This window comes from Burkholderia sp. 22PA0106, assembly GCF_047497155.1.
Classification (GTDB): Bacteria; Pseudomonadota; Gammaproteobacteria; order Burkholderiales; family Burkholderiaceae; genus Burkholderia.
Window position 1 is genome coordinate 823954 of sequence record NZ_CP163163.1, and the last position, 19256, is coordinate 843209.

A 19256-nucleotide genomic window follows, 5' to 3' on the forward strand; every position below is an offset into this window, starting at 1 on the left:
CCGGCCGCGCGAGCTTGCCTGCCGGTTCGCGCCCGTCGCGCGCGTCGGCATCTTGAATCGGGTCAGTCATGTCGCATTCCGGCCAATCGGCGGGGCCGCTCGCGCTCCGCGTCAACGGCGACGAGCGCAGCGCGCCCGGCGCCGCACCCGATACGCCTCTCCTGCTGGTGCTGCGCAACGATTTCGAGCTGAACGGCCCGAAATACGGTTGCGGCCTCGGCCAGTGCGGCGCGTGCACGGTGCTGGTCGACGGGCAGGCCACGCGCTCGTGCGTGGTGCCGGCCGGCGCGGCCTGCGGCCGCGAGGTCGTCACGCTCGAAGGGCTCGGCACGGCCGAGGCTCCGCATCCGATCCAGCGCGCGTTCATCGACGAACAGGCGGCCCAGTGCGGCTACTGCCTGAACGGCATGATCATGAGCGCCAAGGCGCTGCTCGACCGCAATCCCGCCCCCGACGACGCGGCGATCCACGACGCGCTGCGCTTCAATCTGTGCCGCTGCGGCACCCATCTCGAGATCGTGCGGGCCGTGCATCGCGCGGCGCGCTATCTGCAACACGACCATGAACGGTGATCCGGCAGTCCGTCACGAAGGCGAGGGCGAGCACGAGGTGGCGAGCGTCGCCGGCCCGCGCCCGGCTGTCGCGAACCAAGCGTCGGCGCGTGCGTTGCCGCTCGTCTCGCATCGGCGCGCCGAATACGGCTGGCCGGCCGGCGATGGCCTGAGCGCGACGCTGTCGGTCGATGCGGGCCTGTCCGCGCAGGGCACGCTGGCGAGCTGGCAATACCGTGCACGGCTCGCGTCGGCCGATGGCGATGCGCGTTCGCGCCCGGTGCCGGCGAGCGGCACGGGCGAAGACGTGCCGCTGCCGTTCGTCTATCGTCATGCCGAGGCGCGCGTCGAGGTGGAAGACCCGGCGCGGCGGATTCCGGCCCATGCGCACGCGTTCGCGCGCGAATCGGGCGTGGACGAATGCGCGACCGAGTTGCACGTCGATCCGGTCGAACTGCGGCTGCGCCATCTCGATCCGGTTGGCGATGCCGGCGCGCACGAAGTGATCCGCATGGTGACCGAGCGTGCGCAATGGCAGGCGCCTGCGGCCACGTTGCCGGCATCGCCCTGGTTGCGCGGGCGCGGTTTTGCGTTCGACGGGAAACGACAGATCGCGTCGGGCGATGCCGATGTTTCAGATAACGAACTATCCAATCCGGTCCGCCCGCTCGATACACGCCCCGACTGGGCGGCCTGGGTCGTCGACATCGACGTGAACCCCATGACCGGCGACATCGCGCTGCGCCGCGTGGTGGCCGGGCAGGGTGCCGGGGAACCTGGCGCGGACGGCGCGCGCGGCGCGGGTTTGGCCGCCGCGCAGATCGAGGCGGCGGTCTCGCGCGTGCTCGGTGTGCGCCATACGGCGCGCAGTGCTTACGACGAAAGCGCGGCCGAAACGGCACTGGCTCACGAACTGGTAGCTGCACCAGCGGGTGAGGCCGACGTCTCGCAATTGGCAACCGAATTCGCCGCGTTGGACGACACCGAACGCGAGCGCGTCGAACGCGCCGCCGCGCCGGCCGCCGCGGCGATCGCCAACGCGCTCTACGACGCGACGGGCGTGCGCTTTCGCGCGCCGCCGTTCGATGCGCGCGCGGTTCGCGCGGCGCTGGCCACGCACGAGGGCTATCGCGCCGTGGTGAGCCGTCAACCGTCGGCGCAGGCGCGCTGGCGGCGCTGGCTCAAGGGCGGCGGCATCGGCGGCGTGGTGGGCGGCCTGATCGGCCTGGCCGGCGCGCTGCTGCCCGGCCCCGCGCCGATCGCGCCGATTCCGGCCGGCTCGGCTTCGGGCGCTCAGGTCTGGAGCGCCGACACGATCGAACGCGGGCGGCTGGTGGCGATCGCGGGCGATTGCGCCGTCTGCCACACCGCGCCCGGCGGGCGCACCAACGCGGGCGGCTTTCCGCTCGAAACGCCGTTCGGCACGATCTATTCGACCAACCTGACGCCCGATCCGGAAACCGGCATCGGTTCGTGGTCCTATCCGGCGTTCGCGCGCGCAATGCGCGAGGGCATCTCGCGCGACGGCCGCCATCTGTACCCGGCGTTCCCGTACACGGCGTTCGCCAAGCTCAGCGAGCCGGACTTGCTGGCGCTCTACGCGTATCTGATGTCGCAACCGGCCGTGAAGGCCGCGCCGCCGGCCACCCGGCTACCGTTCCCGATGAACCAGCGCCGCCTGGTGGCGGGCTGGAACTGGCTCTATCACGACGACGCGGCGTATGCGCCCGACCCGGCGCGCTCGGCGCAATGGAATCGCGGCAAGTATCTGGTGGATGGCGCGGGCCATTGCAGCGCCTGCCATTCGCCGCGCAATGCGCTCGGCGCGGAAAAGGGCGGCTTCGCGTATCTGACGGGCGGCAGCGCCGAGGGCTGGGACGCGCCCGCGCTGGTGGCCGCCTCGCACGCCGCGCCGGTGCCGTGGACGGAGGACGCGCTGTTCCGCTACCTGCGCACCGGCTTTTCGCCCGAGCACGGCGTGGCGGCCGGGCCGATGGCGCCGGTCGTGGCGGGCCTGGCCGAGCTGCCCGAGGGCGACGTGCGGGCGATGGCGCATTACCTCGCGTCGCTGTCGCCGCATGTGGACGACGCCACCGCCACGGCCGCCGCGGCCGCGGTGGCCTCGCGCGGCGCGGAAACGGTATCCACGCTCGGCATGGAGAACGGCCGGCGCACGTTCGAGGCGGCCTGCGCGGTCTGCCACGCCGAATCGGGCGGGGTGGGGCACTTCGGCGTGCGGCCGCTGATGGGGCTGAACACGAGCGTCAGCCACGCCAACCCCGACAACCTGCTGCGCGTGCTGCAGAACGGCATCGCGCAGCCGGCCACCGCCGCGCTCGGCTACATGCCCGGCTTCCGCGACGAATTCGACGACCGCCAGATGGCCGAACTCGCCGCCTACATCCGCAAGCGCTACGCGCCGGACCAACCGGCGTGGCGCGATCTCGAAGCGGCATCGGCGCGGATTCGCGCACAAGGAGCGGCACATTGAACGCGGCGGACCGGTTTCTCTCCACCGACGGCCGGGGCCACCACGACGGCACCGGCTGGCATGGTTCGGAGCGCGAAGTATTGGAGACGGCCGGCGCGTGGCGCGCGGCCGGCCATGCCGTGTGGCTCTACACGGTGGTGCGCACCTGGGGTTCGGCGCCGCGCCCGGTCGGCGCGATCATGGCGATGCGCGGTGACGGGCGGATCTGCGGTTCGGTGTCGGGCGGCTGCATCGAGGACGATCTCGCCGAATCGCTGCGCCGCGACGGGCCGCCCGGCCCGCTGCCGGGCGTGGTCGAATACGGCCTGAACGCCGACGACGCGCATCGCTTCGGGCTGCCGTGCGGCGGCACGCTGCGGCTGGTGCGCGAAACGCTCGGCCCGGCCAGCGGGTTCGACGCGCTGCTCGACGCATTGCGCGCCGGGCAGGTGGTGGCGCGCACGCTCGATCTGGCCAGCGGCCGCGCGACGCTGGCCGCGATCGACGGCGATGCCGCCGCGCCCGCGTTCGACGGCCGGCAACTGGTCGCGCCGTTCGGTCCGGCCTGGCGGCTGCTGCTGATCGGCGCGGGCGAACTGAGCCGCTACGTGGCCGCGATGGCGGTGCCGCTCGGCTATGCCGTCACGCTGTGCGACCCGCGCGACGATTACGCGACGCCGCCGCTGCCGGGCGTGTCGCGCGTGCGCACCATGCCCGACGACACCGTGCTGGCGATGCATCCCGACGCGCGCACCGCCGTGATCGCGCTGACCCACGATCCCAAGCTCGACGATCTCGCGCTGATCGAGGCGCTGCGCACGCCGGCCTTCTACGTGGGCGCGATCGGTTCGCGCCGCAACAGCGACGCGCGTCGCGAGCGGCTCAAGCTGTTCGATCTCGACGATGCGCAGCTTGCGCGGCTGCATGCGCCGGTCGGGCTTCACCTGGGCGGCAGCACGCCGCCCGAGATCGCCGTGTCGATCGTCGCCGACCTGACCGCACGCCGCCATCGCGTGCCGGTGGCCGGCTTGCGCGATGTCGAAGCGGGCAAGGCGGGGCAGGCGATGCTTCGGGATGCTTGAGGTTGACGGGGCCTTCCCTTTAAGCTCGATTTAATTCGGGATGCATAGCATGTGAGTCATGCGGCGCGCGACAGCGCGTCCCCCTTGGCCCACAGCAGCGGCGGTACGCCATGATCAAACAATTCGACTACCCACTCGGCGATGAAACGATTGCCCTGTGCGCCAGCTTCGGCGCCGGGCCGGGCTTGCAGCGCGTGCTCGTGAGCCGGGCCGATTCGATGGAAACGCTGGTGGTGCTCGACGCGCGCGGTTGGTCGGGCATCCTGAAGCTCGCCACCGAGACGCCCGAAGGCCTGCTCGACGACGCGATTCGCAAGGTCGGCAGCGAGCAACTGATCGAGCGCGCGATTCGCAGCCGCGCCGTGGTCGAAGCGCAACTCTAGCCGCCGCACCCGGCCGGGGCGAACGATCCCGGCCGGTTTTTTCCAGCCTCAGTACAATGCACCGGGTTCGCCGTGCCGTCTGGCCGGCGTGTGCGCCTCTTATCCTGCCGACCCGATGCCGCTGCCCACCATTCCGACCGCCCCGTTCTGTCCTGCCGAAGTGAAGGGCAGCATCACCATCGATGCGCGCGCCCCGTGGTTCGCGCGGCTGCGCCGCTTTTTCGGGCCGGGCCTGCTGGTGGCGATCGGCTATATGGACCCGGGCAACTGGGCCACCGACATCCAGGCCGGCTCGCAGTTCGGCTATTCGCTGCTGTGGGTGGTGGCGTTCTCCAGCCTCGCCGCGATCTTCCTGCAGATGCTGGCCGCCCGGCTCGGGCTGGTGGCGGGCCGCGATCTCGCGCAGATCAGCTACGAGCGCTACGGCCCGTTCGGCAAATGGCTGCAATGGGTCACGGCCGAAATCTCGATCATTGCCTGCGACATCGCCGAGGTGCTCGGCTGCGCGCTCGCGTTCAAGCTGCTGCTCGGCGTGCCGCTGGCCTGGGGCATCGTGCTGACGGCGCTCGACACGCTGATCGTGCTCGGCATGCAGGGCAAGGGCTTTCGCCAGATCGAGGCGATCGTGCTGGGCCTGATCGGCACCATGGCGTGCTGCTTCGTGGCGCAGGTGGCGATGGTGCCGACCGACTGGCACGCCGTGGCGGCCGGGTTGATCCCGGGCGATCCGGGCCACGACCGCAAGGATGCGATCGTGCTGGCGCTCGGCATCGTGGGCGCGACCATCATGCCGCACAACCTCTACCTGCATTCGTCGGTGGTGCAGACGCGCCGCGTGACGGGCGGCGCGCGCGGCCACGTGCTCGACACGCTCGCGATGGTGCGGGTGGATACCTGGTGCTCGCTGCTGGTGGCGATGTGCGTGAACGCGGCGATCCTGATCCTCGCGGGCGCGGCGTTCCATGCGGCAGGTCACACCGGCGTGGCCGACATCGAGCAGGCCTATCAACTGATCACGCCGCTGGTGGGCGGCGCCGCCGCGATGCTGTTCGGCGTCGCGCTGCTGGCCTCGGGGCAAAGCTCCACGCTGACCGGCACGATCGCCGGGCAGGTCATCATGGACGGCTTCCTGCACGTCAAGATCCCGTGCTACCAGCGCCGCCTGATCACGCGCGGGCTCGCGCTCGCACCGGCGCTGGCCGGCGTGCTGCTGCTCGGCGACGGCTCGGTCGGCAAGCTGCTGGTGTGGAGCCAGGTGCTGCTGAGCCTGCAATTGCCGTTCGCGATGTGGCCGCTGATCCGTTCGGTCAGCGACGCGAAGCTGATGCAGGGGTATGCGATCGGGTGGGGCGCGAAGCTGTTCGCATGGGCGCTGTTCGCCGTGATCTGCGGCACCAACCTGCTGCTCGTGACGGGCGTGGTCGGCTGAGCAAAGTGGTCCATCGGCCCGGGCGATATGTGGACCTTCGCGCCGGGCCGTGCTGCGTCGATCATGGCGGCGCGGCGGCTGCGTGCCTGCGGTTGCCGCTTTCGCCACCGCGCAGCACCGGAGCCTTGCCTCGATGTCCTCGTCCGCCTCTTCATCCGCTTCTTCGTCCGCTTCTTTGTCCGCTTATTCGCCGGATTCCTTGATCCGCCCCGACGTGGCCGCCTTCCTCGGCGGCCTGCACGGCGCCGCGCTGCAACCGGCCGGCCTCGACGCGCTGCGCGACGGCTACGCCGCCTCCAAATCGGTCACCGAATTGCCGGTCGGCACGCTGGCCGTGTTGCGCGAGGTCGCGATCCCGGGCCCGGCCGGCCCGATTCGCGCTTGCCTGTTCGACCGCCGCGCCGAGCGTGCGCCGGGGCCGCTGCTGGTGTTCTTCCACGGTGGCGGTTTCGTGATGGGCAGCGTGCAGACCCATGCGAGCCTGTGCGCCGAATTGGCACGCACGCTCGACCTGCCGGTGCTGTCGGTCGACTACCGGCTCGCGCCCGAGCATCCCTGGCCCGCTGCGCCCGACGACGCCGAGGCGGCCGCGCGCTGGGCCGCGGGCAGCCCGGCCGAACTGGGCCGCGAGGTGCGCGCTTTGCTGCTTGCCGGCGATAGCGCGGGCGGCAATCTCGCGATCGTGACGGCAATGCAATTGCGCGATCGGCCCGCAGCCGTGCCGGCGATTCTGCAATTGCTGTTCTATCCGCTGGCCGATCCGGGTCGCGTGACGGCGTCGCTCGACCGGTTCGGCGACGGCTATCTGCTGACGCGCGGCAGCCTCGCGTTTTCCGCCAACGCCTATCGGGCCGACCTGGCCGACGTGCGTGCCGCACCGATGCGCGGCGATCTGACCGGCATGCCGCCGGCCGTGGTGATGACGGCCGGCGCCGACCCGATCCGCGACGAAGGCCGCGCCTACGCCGCCGCGCTGGTGGAGGCGGGCGTGCCGGTGGCGTTTCGCGAGGCGGCGGGCAATATTCACGGTTTCGCGACGCTGCGGCAGGCGATCGGTTCATCGGCGGGCGACGTGGCGCAAGCGTTGGCGGCGGCGCGCGCCTTGATCGAGAGCCCGCCGACCACCTGAACCAAGATAAGGCATACGAAACGGTATGCCTCGACGCGCCGCTTTTTGCTTGTGAAATGATACGTTATATCGTAACATTTTCAGCCATCGAGACTCTGGCCGCATCCGGTCGCCCCTAATCCGCCATGTCGCTGACCCGGAAGCAGCAACTCGTCCTCGACGCCCTGCGGCGCGCCGGTACGCCGCTCGGCGCATACGCCTTGCTCGACCGGTTGCGCGAGGCGGGCTTCAACGCGCCGGCGCAGGTCTACCGGGCGCTGGCGCGGCTGGTCGAGGCGGGCGAGGTGAGCCGCCTCGAAACGCTGAACGCCTACCTGCCGCGTACGGCGGTGCGCGGCGATGCGGTCAGCGTGTTCACGATCTGCGAGCGCTGCAGCCGCATCGGCGAATACGCCGACGCATCGCTCGGCGAGCGCCTTGCGCACCTGACCGGCCGCCACGATTTCGTGCCGAGCCACGCGGCGATCGAGATTCGCGGGCGCTGCGTCGATTGCACGGCCGACGCGGACTGATTCGCGCCGCTTCCGATTCACCTTTTCTTGCCCGCTTTCATGTCGAACCTTGCGATGCCTACTGATTCGTTATGCGAATCATTTTCGACGTGTCGGCGTTTCGCTTCACCGGCCCCGACGTGGGAGCCCCGATGCTGATCCGCAAGCTGTTCCGCTTCGAGAACGCCCATATCGTGCGCGGCTGCACCACGCAGCGCTGCGCGACCTCGATTCACGGTCACTCGTATCGCGTCGAGCTGCTGCTGGAGGCGCACGCGTTCGACCGCGGCCAGATGGTTTATGACTTCGGCCTGCTCAAGGGCGGCGTGCGCGAACTGATCGACGGGTTCGATCACGCCATGACGCTCTGGCGCGGCGACGACCCCGATTACCTCGATACGATGCGCCGCCATTCGGCTCGTTGGGTGCTGCTGCCAGTGTCGCCGAGCGCCGAGCAGTTCTCGCGCGTGTTCTTCCTGCTGGTGGACGCGATGCTGGCCGCCACCGACATGGCCAACGGCGAGGCCGACGTGCGGCTGCACTCGGTGATCGTCCACGAGACCGATACCGGCTACGCGCAGTGCTTTCGCGACGACGCCCACAACTCCGCGATGGGGCCGATCGATCTTCGGGACATCGAATTTTCCGAGGCGGTGCGCGCCGAGTGGCGTGACCCGCAGTGGTTCGCCCGGCTGCTGCACGGCGAGCGCACCGCCAATCCGCCGCCGGCCGCGCCCCTTCATCGTTCGACATCGAGGCTTACGCAACCATGATCCGCAAGAACCCGCGCGGCGACCTGCCGCGCATCCACCCCGACGCCTTCGTCGATTCCACCGCCATCCTGTGCGGCCTCGTGATCGTCGAGGCGAACGTCTTCATCGGTCCGTATGCGGTGATTCGCGCCGACGAGATCGATGCGAACGGCGAGATCGAGCCGATCGTGATCGGTGCGCATTCGAATATTCAGGATGGCGTGGTGATTCACTCGAAGTCCGGCGCGCCGGTGCGGATCGGCGAGCGCACCTCGATCGCGCATCGAGCCATCGTGCACGGCCCGTGCGAGATCGGCAACGGCGTGTTCATCGGTTTCAACAGCGTGCTGTTCAATTGCGTGGTGGGCGACGGCTGCGTGGTGCGCTTCAACGCGGTGGTGGATGGCTGCAAGCTGCCGCCGTATTTCCATGTGCCGTCCACCGAGCGGATCGGCCCCGAGACCGATCTGGCCTCGTACCCGCAGGTCACGCCCGACGCGAGCGAGTTCTCCGAGGACGTGGCGCGCACCAACAACGCGCTGGTGCGCGGCTACAAGCAGATCCAGAATGAATTCTGACGTGACGTTGCTGCCCGCCGCGAAGCGGGCTCGCGCTACGCACGCATCGAGCGCGTCGAACGCCGTGGCCGAGCGCCGCGACATCGCCGAGCGCCTCGCGCGGCGCCATGCCGACCTGCTGATCGAGGGCGGCACGGTGCTGACGCCGAACGGCGCGGAACGCATCGACATCGCCTGCGTGGCCGGGCGCGTGGTGGCGCTCGGCGATCTCGCATCGAGCTGGCACGCCGACGACCGGCTCGCCGCCGGTGGCTTGCACGTGCTGCCTGGCGTGATCGACACGCAGGTGCATTTCCGCGACCCGGGCCTCACGCACAAGGAAACGCTGGAGGCCGGCACGCGCGGCGCGGTGCTCGGCGGCGTGACGGCCGTGTTCGAGATGCCGAACACGCAACCGCTGACGCTGGAGGCTTCCGACTTGCGCGACAAGCTCGAACTGGCGCGCGGCCGGGCCTGGTGCGATCACGCGTTCTATCTGGGCGGCTCGGCGATCAACGCCGAGCGGCTGGCCGTGCTCGAAACGCTGCCCGGCTGCGCGGGCATCAAGGTGTTCATGGGCAGCTCGTTCGGCAACCTGCTGGCCGACGACGATGCCGTGCTGCGCCGGATCGTGCGCAACGGCCGCCGCCGCATGGCGGTGCACGCGGAGGACGAAGCGCGGTTGCGCGCGCGGCGCGCGCTGGTCGAGGCCAGCGGCGACGTGCGCGATCATCCGCACTGGCGCGACCCCGAGAGCGCGCTGATGGCGACGCGCCGCGTGGTGGCGATGGCCGCCGAAACCGGCCGCAAGCTGCACGTGCTGCATGTGTCGACGGCCGAGGAGATGGCGTTTCTCGCGCAGCACAAGCGCCGCGTCAGCGTGGAGGTCACGCCGCATCATCTGACGCTCGAAGCGCCGGGCTGCTACGAGCGGCTCGGCACGCTCGCGCAGATGAACCCGCCGGTGCGCGACGCTTCGCATCGCGAAGCATTGTGGCAGGCGATCCGCGACGGCGTGGTGGACGTGATCGGCAGCGATCACGCGCCGCATACGCTGGAGGAAAAGGCGCGGCCGTATCCGGTTTCGCCGAGCGGCATGACCGGCGTGCAGACCTTGCTGCCGGTGATGCTCGATCACGTCGCGCACGCTCGCTTGAGCCTGCAGCGGCTCGTCGATCTGACCAGCGCCGGGCCGGCGCGACTGTTCGGCATCGAGGGCAAGGGGCGCATCGCGCTCGGCTACGACGCCGATTTCTCGATCGTCGATCTCGGTGCGCGCCGCACGATCCGCGACGACTGGATCGCCAGCATATCGGGCTGGACGCCGTACGACGGCATGGCGTGCCAGGGCTGGCCGGTCGCGCCGGTGCTGCGCGGCCAGCCCGTGATGCGCGACGAGATGTTGGTGGGCACGCCTGCGGGCCAGCCGCTCAAGTTCCTCGACCAGCACGCCGGCTGACCATCATGCCAGCCGGCGGGCGTCGCCTTTCAGGCGGCGCCCGTTTTTCCTTTCGCAGTGCTTTCCGTTTTTCGGCACGGCACCGAAGCACGGCGGTGCTGCGCTATCCTCCTGTCTGCCGATAACGAAATGCCGGCCCGGCCATCATGCCCGCGCCGCCCGCCCTGCCTGCGGGTGAGCGACGCGCAGGCGCGGGACGGAGCGGGACGAACCGGGAGCGGGCGGAATGACGGAGACGGTGGAGTGCGTCGTGATCGGCGCGGGCGTGGTGGGGCTGGCGGTAGCGCGCGCCTGCGCCGAACGCGGCTGGGAAACGGTGATCGTCGAGGCCGAGACGGCGATCGGCACCGGCACGAGTTCGCGCAACAGCGAGGTGATCCACGCGGGCATCTATTACCCGGCCGGATCGCTGAAGGCGCGGCTGTGCGTCGAAGGGCGGCGGTTGCTGTATGCGTATTGCGAGGCGCGGCAGGTGCCGTACCGCCGTTGCGGCAAGCTGATCGTCGCCACCCGCGACGCGCAGCGCGATGCGCTGGCCGCCGTCGAGGCGGCCGCGCGCGCCAACGGCGTGACCGATTTGCGCCGCATCGACGCCGCCGAAGCGCGCGCGCTCGAACCCGCGCTGCACTGCGTGGCCGCGCTCGAATCGCCGTCGACCGGCATCGTCGACAGCCATGCGCTGATGCTCGCGCTGCTCGGCGACGCCGAGCGCGCCGGCGCCGCGATCGCGTATTGCTCGCCGGTGATCGGCGGGCAGGTGCTGCACGATGGCGGCCACGCCGTGATCGAACTCGAAACCGGTGGCGCCGAACCGATGCGCCTGCGCGCGCGGCGCGTGATCAACGCGGCCGGCCTGTATGCGCAGGCCGTGGCCGGGGCGCTGCACGGCCTGCCACCCGCATCGATTCCGCGCGCGCGGTATGCCAAGGGCAACTATTACTCGCTGTCGGGGCGCGCGCCGTTCTCGCGGCTCATCTACCCGGTGCCGGAGCCGGGCGGCCTGGGCGTGCATCTGACGCTCGATCTGGCGAACCAGGCGCGTTTCGGGCCGGACGTCGAATGGATCGACACGATCGATTACCGCGTCGATCCGGGCCGCGCCGCGCGCTTCTACGAGGCGATCCGGCGCTACTGGCCGGCGCTGCCCGACGCCGCGCTGCAGCCGGCCTATTCGGGCATCCGGCCCAAGCTCGACGCGCCCGACGGCGGCAGCGCCGATTTCATGATCCAGTCGGCCCGCGAACACGGCGTGCCCGGCCTCGTCAATCTGTACGGGATCGAATCGCCGGGGCTGACTGCTTCGCTCGCGATCGCGGACGAGGTGCTGGCGCGGCTCGATGTGGCTTGATGCAGCGTGAGGTTGGTGCACCGGTTGCAAGGGCACCGAAGCAATCGCTTGCCCTCAGCCCGCCGTCTTCAGCTTGAACACGCGGTTCTTCTCCAGCGTGCCGGCCGTATAGGCCTTGTCGTCGACGGCGGCGGGGCGCAGGTGCTCGTCTTCCAGCGCCGGCCCCGTATAACGCCCGCGCGGCCGGATCACCTTGCCCACCCGCAACTGCTCGATGCAATGCGCGAGCAAGCCCACGCTGCGCGCGATCGAGAACAGCCCGAACGCGGCATCGGCCGGCAACTTCAGTTGTGCTGACAGAATCGCCAGCGCCACGTCGATGTTCGGCTTGAGGCCGGTCAGCGCCGTGACCTTGTCGATGAACGCGCCCAGTTCGCGCGGCGGATCGAGCCGGCTCAGGAGCGCTTCGGCGCGCGGGTCGCCGTCGGGGTAGAGATGATGGCCGAAGCCCGGCACCGGAATCGCCGAGCCGAGATGGTGGCCCACCACGTGTTCGGCGCCGAGCCGTTCGACGTCGTCGAACACGGCCCGCACGCGCCGCGACGCGTCGCCGTGCAGCGGGCCGGACAGCGTGGTCAACCCGGTCAGCAGGCAACCGGCCAGCGGCGCACCGGTGGATGCCGTGATGCGCGCGGCGAACGCCGAGCTGGTGATCTCGTGATCGGCCACCAGCACCATCGCGCGCCGGATCAGGTCGGCGCCGGCCGCGTCCTGGCCCCAGCCCGCCGCGAGCCGTTCGTGGGTCCGGCCCGATGCATTGCCATCGCCGCGCTTGGCATCGACGCGGGCATTAGCACTTGCGCCGAACGCCAGCGACACGATCGCCACCAGGCGCCCCGCCTCGGCGTGCAGCGCGCTGTCGAGGCGGCCCAGCGTCGAATGCCCGTTGGCGGCCAGCGCGGCCAGCGTGGTGAACGCGCAGCGCCGCCCGCGCTCGCCGTCCGGCAGCGCCGCATCGTCGAACGCGAACGACACGGCGGTCGGCGAATTCCACAGCAGCGCGGCGGCGTCTTCCAGCGTGGCGCTGTCGGCCAGTTGAATGCAGTCGCGGCCGCGATACCACGGCCGGCCGCGCGAGAACGTGGTCAGGCCGCTGTAGATGCACGGCTCCGCGCCGAAGATGGTGCCGGCCGCGAGCGCGGCGCGCTTGCGGCCGACCTGCTTCTTGCGGCACAGCGCGATCACGTCCTCGGCCCGGTACAGGCTGCGGCGCGGATCGTGCGGGTCCTGCATGACGGCGATGTTGCCGCGGCTCGCGTAGGCGTAGACGGTTTGCGCCCGCACGCCGAGTTGGCGGGTCGCTTCGGCGAGAGTGATCCAGTTCGACATGGCGGCGTGCAGAGGCTTGAGAGGATGCGCCCGACTATAGACCGCTCTCAGTCGAATGTCATTTCCGCCGGGCGGCGTTCGAGAATCTCCACCACGATCTGGCCCGGCGCCTTCACGAAGCAGCCGCGCACGCCGGCGCGTATCTGCTTGATCGGCTCGACGATCTCCGCGCCCTCGGCCAGCAGGTGCGCGAACGCGGCGTCCAGGTCATCCACCCGGACTCCGAAATGATCGATGCCCTCGCGCGCCGCGCCCGGTGCACCGCTGTCGGCCGGCGCTTGCGCGAGCTTGGTGATGAACAGGTTGATGTCGCCGAGGCGCAGGTCGACGCGGCCGGGGCGGCGCACGATCTCGGCGCTCAGGCAGCGCGCGAACCAGGCGGCGGTGGCTTCGGCGTCGGTGGACGCGAGCTGGAGGTGGTCCCACTTGAATTCGATCATGGTGCGGAGCAGGTCGTGAGAGTGACGATAGGGATCAGAGTCAGGATCAGAGTTCGATGCGCGAGAGCTTGCCGAGCAGCAGCGAGTACGACAGCGTGCCGAGCAGGCAGATCGCGCCCATCAGGTTCAGCGCCCAGAAGAAGTTGCCGGTGTGCTGCGTGACATAGCCGATCATCAGCGGCGTGGTGACGGCCGCGATATTGGCCGCGAGGCTGGTGATGCTGCTGGTCAGGCCTACATATTGTTTCGGCGCGATCTCGGACACCGCGGCCCACGACATCGAACCGATGCCCTGCGCGAAGAACGCCACGGTCAGGATCGCGATCACCACTTCGTTCGAATGCACGAAGTTGACCAGCGCGACCGAGGCGCCGAGGAACGTGCCGATCACGAGCGGGGCCTTGCGCGCGGCCGACATCGACACGCCGCGGCGAATGAAGAAATCCGACAGGAAGCCCGCGATCAGGATGCCGAGCGTCGCGCCGACGAACGGCAGCGCCTGGAACAAGCCCACCTTGATCATCGACATGTGGCGCTCTTCGACGAGGTAGGTCATGAACCAGGTCGTGAAGAACACCAGCAGCGTGTTGTTGCAGAACTTGCCGAGGCAGATCGCGAGGATCTGGCGGTAGCCGAGCAGGCGCAGCGCCATGCGCCAGTCGAAGCGCGTGCGCGGCGGCTGCGCGGTGCGGCCCTCGTTGATGTGTTGCAGTTCGGCCGCATTGACCGAGCCGTGCCGCGCCGGGTCGCGATAGAGGCGATACCAGATCGCGCTGAACAGGATGCCGAAGCCGCCCGTCACGAAGAACACGGCGCGCCAGCCGAAGGCCGTCGAGATCCACAGCAGCAGGCCCGCGAACAGCGGCGTGCCGATGTACTGGCCCATCACGTAGACGCTGGTGGCGAAGCCGCGCTCCTGCACCGGGAACCACAGCGTGACGGCGCGCGCGTTCGACGGAAACGCCGGCGCTTCGAGCGCGCCCATCGCCAGGCGCGCGCCGAGCAGCATCCGGTAGCCGTTCGAGAAGCCCTGCGTGAGCGTGGCGAGCGACCAGCCGAACAGCGACAGCGCATAGGCCACGCGCGAGCCGAGCACGTCGGCCAGGATGCCGGCCGGCAGCAGTGCGAACGAATAGGCCGCGCCGAACACGGCGAACAGTTCGCCCATCTGGATTCGCGTCATGCCGAGATCCTTCGAGAGCGCCGGCGCGACGATGCCGAGCGCGGAGCGATCGACGTAGTTGAGGATGGTGGCCACCAGCAACATCGAGAGGATCGAATAGCGGACCTTGGTGCGTTTCGCGGCGCTCGTGCGGCTGGCGTAGTCGTGCATCGCCACCGGTGCGTCCTCGGCTGTCTTCATGTCGTGTCTCCTGTTCGTGAGCCGGATCTTGTTGTCGTGGGTCCGGCTTTGAGGCTTGGCTTTGCTGCGCGCCGTTCAGCCGCGGCCGACGAACGGCATCGCGCTGGCCATGATCGTCATGTTCAGAATGTTCGCCTCGAGCGGCAGCTTCGCCATCTGCACCACGGCATCGGCCACGTGCACGACGTCGAGGCGCGGCTCGGGCGCGACGCGGCCGTCGGCCTGCAGCACGCCCTGGTTCATGCGCTCGGTCAGCGAGGTGGCCGCGTTGCCGATGTCGATCTGGCTGCAGGCGATGCGATACGGGCGGCCATCGAGCGCGAGCGACTTGGTGATGCCGAGCACCGCGTGCTTGGTGGCCGTGTAGGCGATCGTGTTCGGGCGCGGCGAGTGCGCCGAGATCGAGCCGTTGTTGATGATGCGCCCGCCCTGCGGGTCCTGCTGCTTCATCAGGCGCCACGCGGCGCGGGCGCACAGGAACACGCCCGTCAGGTTGGTGGCCAGCACGTCGTTCCAGAATTCGAGCGTGTAGTCGTCGAGCGGCACGGCGCCCGCGTTGCGGCCCGCATTGTTGAACAGCACGTCGAGGCGGCCGAATTCGGTGGCGATCGCGGCGAAGCTGCGCTCGACCGAGGCTTCGTTGGCCACGTCGGTGGGGAACGCCCGCGCCCGGCCGCCGGCCGCGTCGATCAATGCTTCGGTTTCCTGAAGGGCCTCGGCGCGGCGGCCCAGCAGGGCCACCGTGAAGCCGGCGCGGGCCAGCGCCACGGCGGCGGCCTGGCCGATGCCGGAGCCGGCGCCGGTGACGGCGGCGATACGGGGGCGGGCTTGCGTGTCTGGGTGCATGTGGCGATCTCGTCGATGGTCGGTAGGGACGAGAACAGAATTGCATCCGCCCGGAAGCACCGGCAATCTTGATTCTTCCAATCAACATGCTGCGGCTTGCCGGGGCGTGCCGTCATCAGGGTTTTCCTGAGCCTCGGGCCGGACGTGCAAGGCTTGCAGTCGGGCGGTGCCGCGCCACGGCGGGTTCCGTGCACGGCATGTCGCCCAGATGTTGATCGATAGAATCAACATTGACCTTCGCCGAACCGGCCTCGTAGGCTGTGCCCGGATTTCGACCAAAGGAAAACACCATGTCCGCCCAACCCAACCCGAAGCTGCTGGTTGCCCGCCGCGTGCCGGCCGCCGTGGCCGATCGCGCCCGCACCGAGTTCAACGCATTCGTGACCGACTCCGACATGGATGCCGCCTCGGTCGTCGATTTCTGCACCCGGTATCAGACGCCCGCCGTGCTGATCGGCAAGAAATCAGGATTGCAGAAGGAACACATCGACGCGCTGCCGCCGAGCGTGAAGATCATCGCCAACGCGAGCGCCGGTGTCGATCACATGGACGTGGCGGCGGCGCTCGCGCGCGGCATCGCCGTGAGCAACGCGCCCGACGCGCTGACCGAATGCACGGCCGATTTCGCGATGCTGCTGGTGCTGGCCGCGTGCCGGCGTGCATCGGAGTACGAACGGATCGTGCGGCAGGGCTGGGGCAAGTCGTTCGGCATGACCGAGATGCTCGGCATGCGCGTAAACGGCAAGACGCTCGGCGTGGCCGGCTTCGGCCGGATCGGCCGCGCGATGGCGAAACGCGCGCGCGGTTTCGGCATGCATATCGCCTACACCGACATGCGGCAGGCCGATGCGGCGGTGGAGGCGGGCGCGCAGTTCTATCCGAGCCTCGACGCGATGCTGCCGCATTGCGATGTGCTGACGCTGCACGTGCCGGGCGGCGGCGCGCCGCTGATGACGGCGCGCGAGTTCACGCTGCTGCCGAAGGGCGCGGTGTTCGTCAACGCGGCGCGTGGCGGGCTGGTGGACGAGGATGCGCTGTATGCGGCGCTCGTTTCGGGGCATCTGTTCGGCGCGGGGCTGGATGTGTACCACAACGAGCCGAACATCGACTCGCGCTTCGCCACGCTCGACAACGTGTTCCTGACCCCGCACATGGCCAGCGCCACGATCGAGACGCGCGACCAGATGGGCTACACCGCGCTCGACAACGTGGCCGCCGTGCTCGACGGCCGCGCCGCGCCGAACCGGCTGTAAGGACTTCCAAGCATCGGGATGGGCCGCGCGTGCGGCCTATTTCCGTTTGCGCGCCGGTTTCCTGGCCTCGGCGCGCATCTGCGCCAGTTCGATCGGCACGAACGGCGCCTGGAAGTGATCGACGAGGAAATCGATGAACGCGCGCGCCCGCGTGGTTTCGTTGCGCTGGCCCGGGTAGTAGACGTACAGATCGGCCGACGGCAGCACGAGCTCGGGCAGCACCAGTTGCAGGCGCCCGCTTTGCAGATACTTGGCCAGATCCCATTCCGAGCGGATCAGGATGCCGTGCCCGTCGAGCGCCCAGCGCAGCACGATGTCGCCGTCGTTGCTCGACAGCGAGCCGTTCACCTTCAGCGCTTCCAGATGGTCGTCCTGGATGAACTTCCACACGCCGTAGGCATCGTCGTTCTGGGTATGGATGATGCAACGGTGCGCGATCAGGTCTTCCTTGCGGGTGGGCGTGCCGCAGCGCTCCAGGTATTTGGGCGAGGCGCACAGAAAGCGCCGGTTGCTCATCAGCCGCCGCGCGCGCAGCCGGCTGTCGGGCAGCTCGCCGAAGCGGATCGCCATGTCGAAGCCGCCTTCCACCAGATCGACGGGGCGATCCGTCACCACGAACTGCACGTCCACGTGCGGATAGCGCTTGGCGAACTCCGAGACGAGCGGCGCGATGGTGGTACGCCCGAAGCCGAGCGTGGCGTTCACGCGCAGCCGCCCGTGCGGATCGGCCGGCGTGCCGGCGATCGCGTCCTCCATTTCGCGCACCTGATCGAGAATGCGCGCCGCGTAGCGCGCGTAGGTTTCGCCTTCCGGGGTCAGGCTCACGCTGCGCGTGGTGCGGTTCACGAGCCGCGCGCCGAGCCGCTCCTCGATGATGCCGAGCCGCTTGGTGGCGGCCGGCGGCGTCAGGCCCATCGAGCGTGCCGCGCCCGACAGGCTCCTGAGCTTGGCGAGCTGCACGAAGAACGCGAAATCGGAGGTGGAATCGGTTTTCACTTTCGGTGAATGATGAAATGAAACAGGGTGAATTCTAGCGCGGGATGGCGGCGCTATGATGCGTCGTCCGTTATTCGTGCCTGCCAGGAGACATCCGCATGAGAATCGTCGAAATCCGGGAAAAAACCGTCCCGATCAGCTCCCCCATTCGTAATGCCTACATCGATTTCAGCAAGATGACGCTGAGCCTGGTGGCGGTGGTGACCGACGTGATCCGCGACGGCAAGCCGGTGATCGGCTACGGCTTCAATTCGAACGGCCGCTACGGCCAGGGCACGCTGATGCGCGAGCGCTTCATTCCGCGCCTGCTCGAAGCCGATCCGGCCTCGCTCGTCAACGATGCCGGCGACAACCTCGATCCGCACAAGATCTGGGCCACGATGTTCCAGAACGAAAAGCCGGGCGGCCACGGCGAGCGCTCGGTGGCGATCGGTACGATCGACATGGCCGTGTGGGATGCGGTGGCGAAGATCGAAGGCAAGCCGCTGTTCCAGTTGCTGGCCGACCGCTACGGCAACGGCCAGCCGGATCGCAAGATCTTCGTGTACGCGGCCGGCGGCTATTACTACCCGGGCCAGGATCACGGCAAGCTCAAGGACGAGATGCGCAGCTATCTCGACCGCGGCTACACGGTGGTCAAGAAGAAGATCGGCGGCGCCTCGCTCGACGAAGACCTGCGCCGCATCGATTCGATCCTCAGCGTGCTCGGCGACGGCCAGAAGCTGGCGGTGGACGCCAACGGCCGCTTCGATCTCGACACCGCCGTGCAGTACGCCAAGGCGCTGTCGCAATACGACCTGTTCTGGTACGAGGAGCCGGGCGACCCGCTCGACTACGAGCTGCAGGCCACGCTGCGCAACTACTACGACAAGCCGATCGCCACCGGTGAAGACCTGTTCTCGATGCAGGATGCGCGCAACCTGATCCGCTACGGCGGCATGCGCGCCGACCGCGACTGGCTGCAATTCGACTGCGCGCTGAGCTACGGCCTGGTGGAATACCTGCGCACGCTGGAAATGCTCCATCAGCACGGCTGGTCGGCCAAGCGCTGCATCCCGCACGGCGGCCACCAGATGTCGCTGAACATCGCGGCCGGCCTCGGCCTCGGCGGCAACGAATCGTATCCGGACCTGTTCCAGCCTTACGGCGGCTTCCCCGACGGCGTCAAGGTCGACAACGGCTACATCACGATGCCGGACCTGCCGGGCATCGGCTTCGAAGGCAAGGCGGATCTGATCGTCGAGATGCGCAAGCTGGCCGAGTAAGCGCAGCCACCGGGCAAGCGCCGCGCGGCAAGCGCGGCGATTCATGCAGCACATCGCGAGGGGCGCGTCACGGTTGCGGCCCCTCGCGACGATAACAATACGAAAACAACACC

At 69.2% G+C, this 19256-nt stretch carries 18 protein-coding genes; 13 read left to right on the forward strand and 5 right to left on the reverse strand.

The genetic code is table 11. The features are described from left to right. Positions 1-68 precede the first annotated feature (68 nt). The 11 genes from AB4850_RS18605 (at position 69) to AB4850_RS18655 (ending at position 11651) form a co-directional block, all read left to right on the forward strand. Complete coding sequence (locus AB4850_RS18605; protein WP_414444482.1) at positions 69-572, forward strand: (2Fe-2S)-binding protein; 504 nt, start codon at positions 69-71, stop codon at positions 570-572. Further along, positions 562-3042: a c-type cytochrome gene (locus AB4850_RS18610; protein ID WP_414444483.1), complete on the forward strand. Its 2481-nt coding sequence runs from the start codon at positions 562-564 to the stop codon at positions 3040-3042. Before AB4850_RS18605 ends, AB4850_RS18610 begins: the two co-directional genes overlap by 11 nt. Before the next feature lie 80 nt (positions 3043-3122). Then, complete coding sequence (locus tag AB4850_RS18615; protein WP_414445546.1) at positions 3123-4103, forward strand: XdhC family protein; 981 nt, start codon at positions 3123-3125, stop codon at positions 4101-4103. Positions 4104-4213: 110 nt separating this feature from the next. Then, entirely contained in the window at positions 4214-4486 is a 273-nt protein-coding gene (locus AB4850_RS18620) for a hypothetical protein (RefSeq protein ID WP_414444484.1), read from the forward strand. Positions 4487-4601: 115 nt separating this feature from the next. Beyond that, positions 4602-5915 (forward strand): Nramp family divalent metal transporter, encoded by a 1314-nt coding sequence (locus tag AB4850_RS18625; protein WP_414444485.1) that lies wholly within the window; start codon positions 4602-4604, stop codon positions 5913-5915. 133 nt (positions 5916-6048) lie between these two features. Next, positions 6049-7044, forward strand: a complete 996-nt coding sequence (locus AB4850_RS18630) for an alpha/beta hydrolase (protein ID WP_414444486.1) — start codon at positions 6049-6051, stop codon at positions 7042-7044. A 125-nt stretch (positions 7045-7169) separates the two neighbouring features. Next, entirely contained in the window at positions 7170-7556 is a 387-nt protein-coding gene (locus tag AB4850_RS18635) for a Fur family transcriptional regulator (protein WP_414444487.1), read from the forward strand. 131 nt (positions 7557-7687) lie between these two features. Beyond that, entirely contained in the window at positions 7688-8308 is a 621-nt protein-coding gene (locus AB4850_RS18640) for a 6-pyruvoyl trahydropterin synthase family protein (RefSeq protein ID WP_414445547.1), read from the forward strand. Beyond that, positions 8305-8865, forward strand: coding sequence for a carbonate dehydratase (locus AB4850_RS18645; RefSeq protein ID WP_414444488.1), 561 nt, complete (start codon positions 8305-8307; stop codon positions 8863-8865). Before AB4850_RS18640 ends, AB4850_RS18645 begins: the two co-directional genes overlap by 4 nt. Further along, the gene (locus tag AB4850_RS18650; protein WP_414444489.1) at positions 8855-10303 is read left to right on the forward strand and encodes a dihydroorotase; all 1449 of its coding nucleotides are present in this window, start codon (positions 8855-8857) and stop codon (positions 10301-10303) included. Before AB4850_RS18645 ends, AB4850_RS18650 begins: the two co-directional genes overlap by 11 nt. A gap of 226 nt (positions 10304-10529) precedes the next feature. Continuing rightward, on the forward strand, positions 10530-11651 hold the full coding sequence (locus AB4850_RS18655; RefSeq protein ID WP_414444490.1) for an NAD(P)/FAD-dependent oxidoreductase: 1122 nt from the start codon (positions 10530-10532) through the stop codon (positions 11649-11651). 54 nt (positions 11652-11705) lie between these two features. Here the strand turns inward: AB4850_RS18655 and AB4850_RS18660 are convergent, their stop codons facing one another. From AB4850_RS18660 to AB4850_RS18675, 4 genes are all read right to left on the reverse strand, one after another. Beyond that, positions 11706-12980, reverse strand: coding sequence for a citrate synthase (locus AB4850_RS18660; RefSeq protein ID WP_414444491.1), 1275 nt, complete (start codon positions 12978-12980; stop codon positions 11706-11708). Between the two features lie 47 nt (positions 12981-13027). Continuing rightward, a complete protein-coding gene (locus tag AB4850_RS18665; RefSeq protein WP_414444492.1) occupies positions 13028-13420 on the reverse strand; it encodes a VOC family protein in 393 nt (130 codons plus the stop codon). A 46-nt stretch (positions 13421-13466) separates the two neighbouring features. Then, positions 13467-14753, reverse strand: coding sequence for an MFS transporter (locus tag AB4850_RS18670; protein WP_414445548.1), 1287 nt, complete (start codon positions 14751-14753; stop codon positions 13467-13469). A 105-nt stretch (positions 14754-14858) separates the two neighbouring features. Continuing rightward, complete coding sequence (locus AB4850_RS18675) at positions 14859-15629, reverse strand: SDR family oxidoreductase (protein WP_414444493.1); 771 nt, start codon at positions 15627-15629, stop codon at positions 14859-14861. A gap of 290 nt (positions 15630-15919) precedes the next feature. Here AB4850_RS18675 and AB4850_RS18680 point away from each other — a divergent pair, with 290 nt between their 5' ends. Then, positions 15920-16882 (forward strand): 2-hydroxyacid dehydrogenase, encoded by a 963-nt coding sequence (locus AB4850_RS18680; RefSeq protein ID WP_414444494.1) that lies wholly within the window; start codon positions 15920-15922, stop codon positions 16880-16882. Positions 16883-16918: 36 nt separating this feature from the next. Here AB4850_RS18680 and AB4850_RS18685 read toward each other — a convergent pair whose 3' ends face one another. Then, complete coding sequence (locus tag AB4850_RS18685) at positions 16919-17878, reverse strand: LysR family transcriptional regulator (protein ID WP_414444495.1); 960 nt, start codon at positions 17876-17878, stop codon at positions 16919-16921. A gap of 98 nt (positions 17879-17976) precedes the next feature. On the opposite strand from AB4850_RS18685, the gene AB4850_RS18690 reads away from it, so the two are divergent. Then, positions 17977-19143 carry a mandelate racemase/muconate lactonizing enzyme family protein gene (locus AB4850_RS18690; RefSeq protein ID WP_414444496.1) on the forward strand — a complete coding sequence of 389 codons (1167 nt, stop codon included), beginning with the start codon at positions 17977-17979 and terminating at the stop codon, positions 19141-19143. Positions 19144-19256 lie beyond the last annotated feature (113 nt).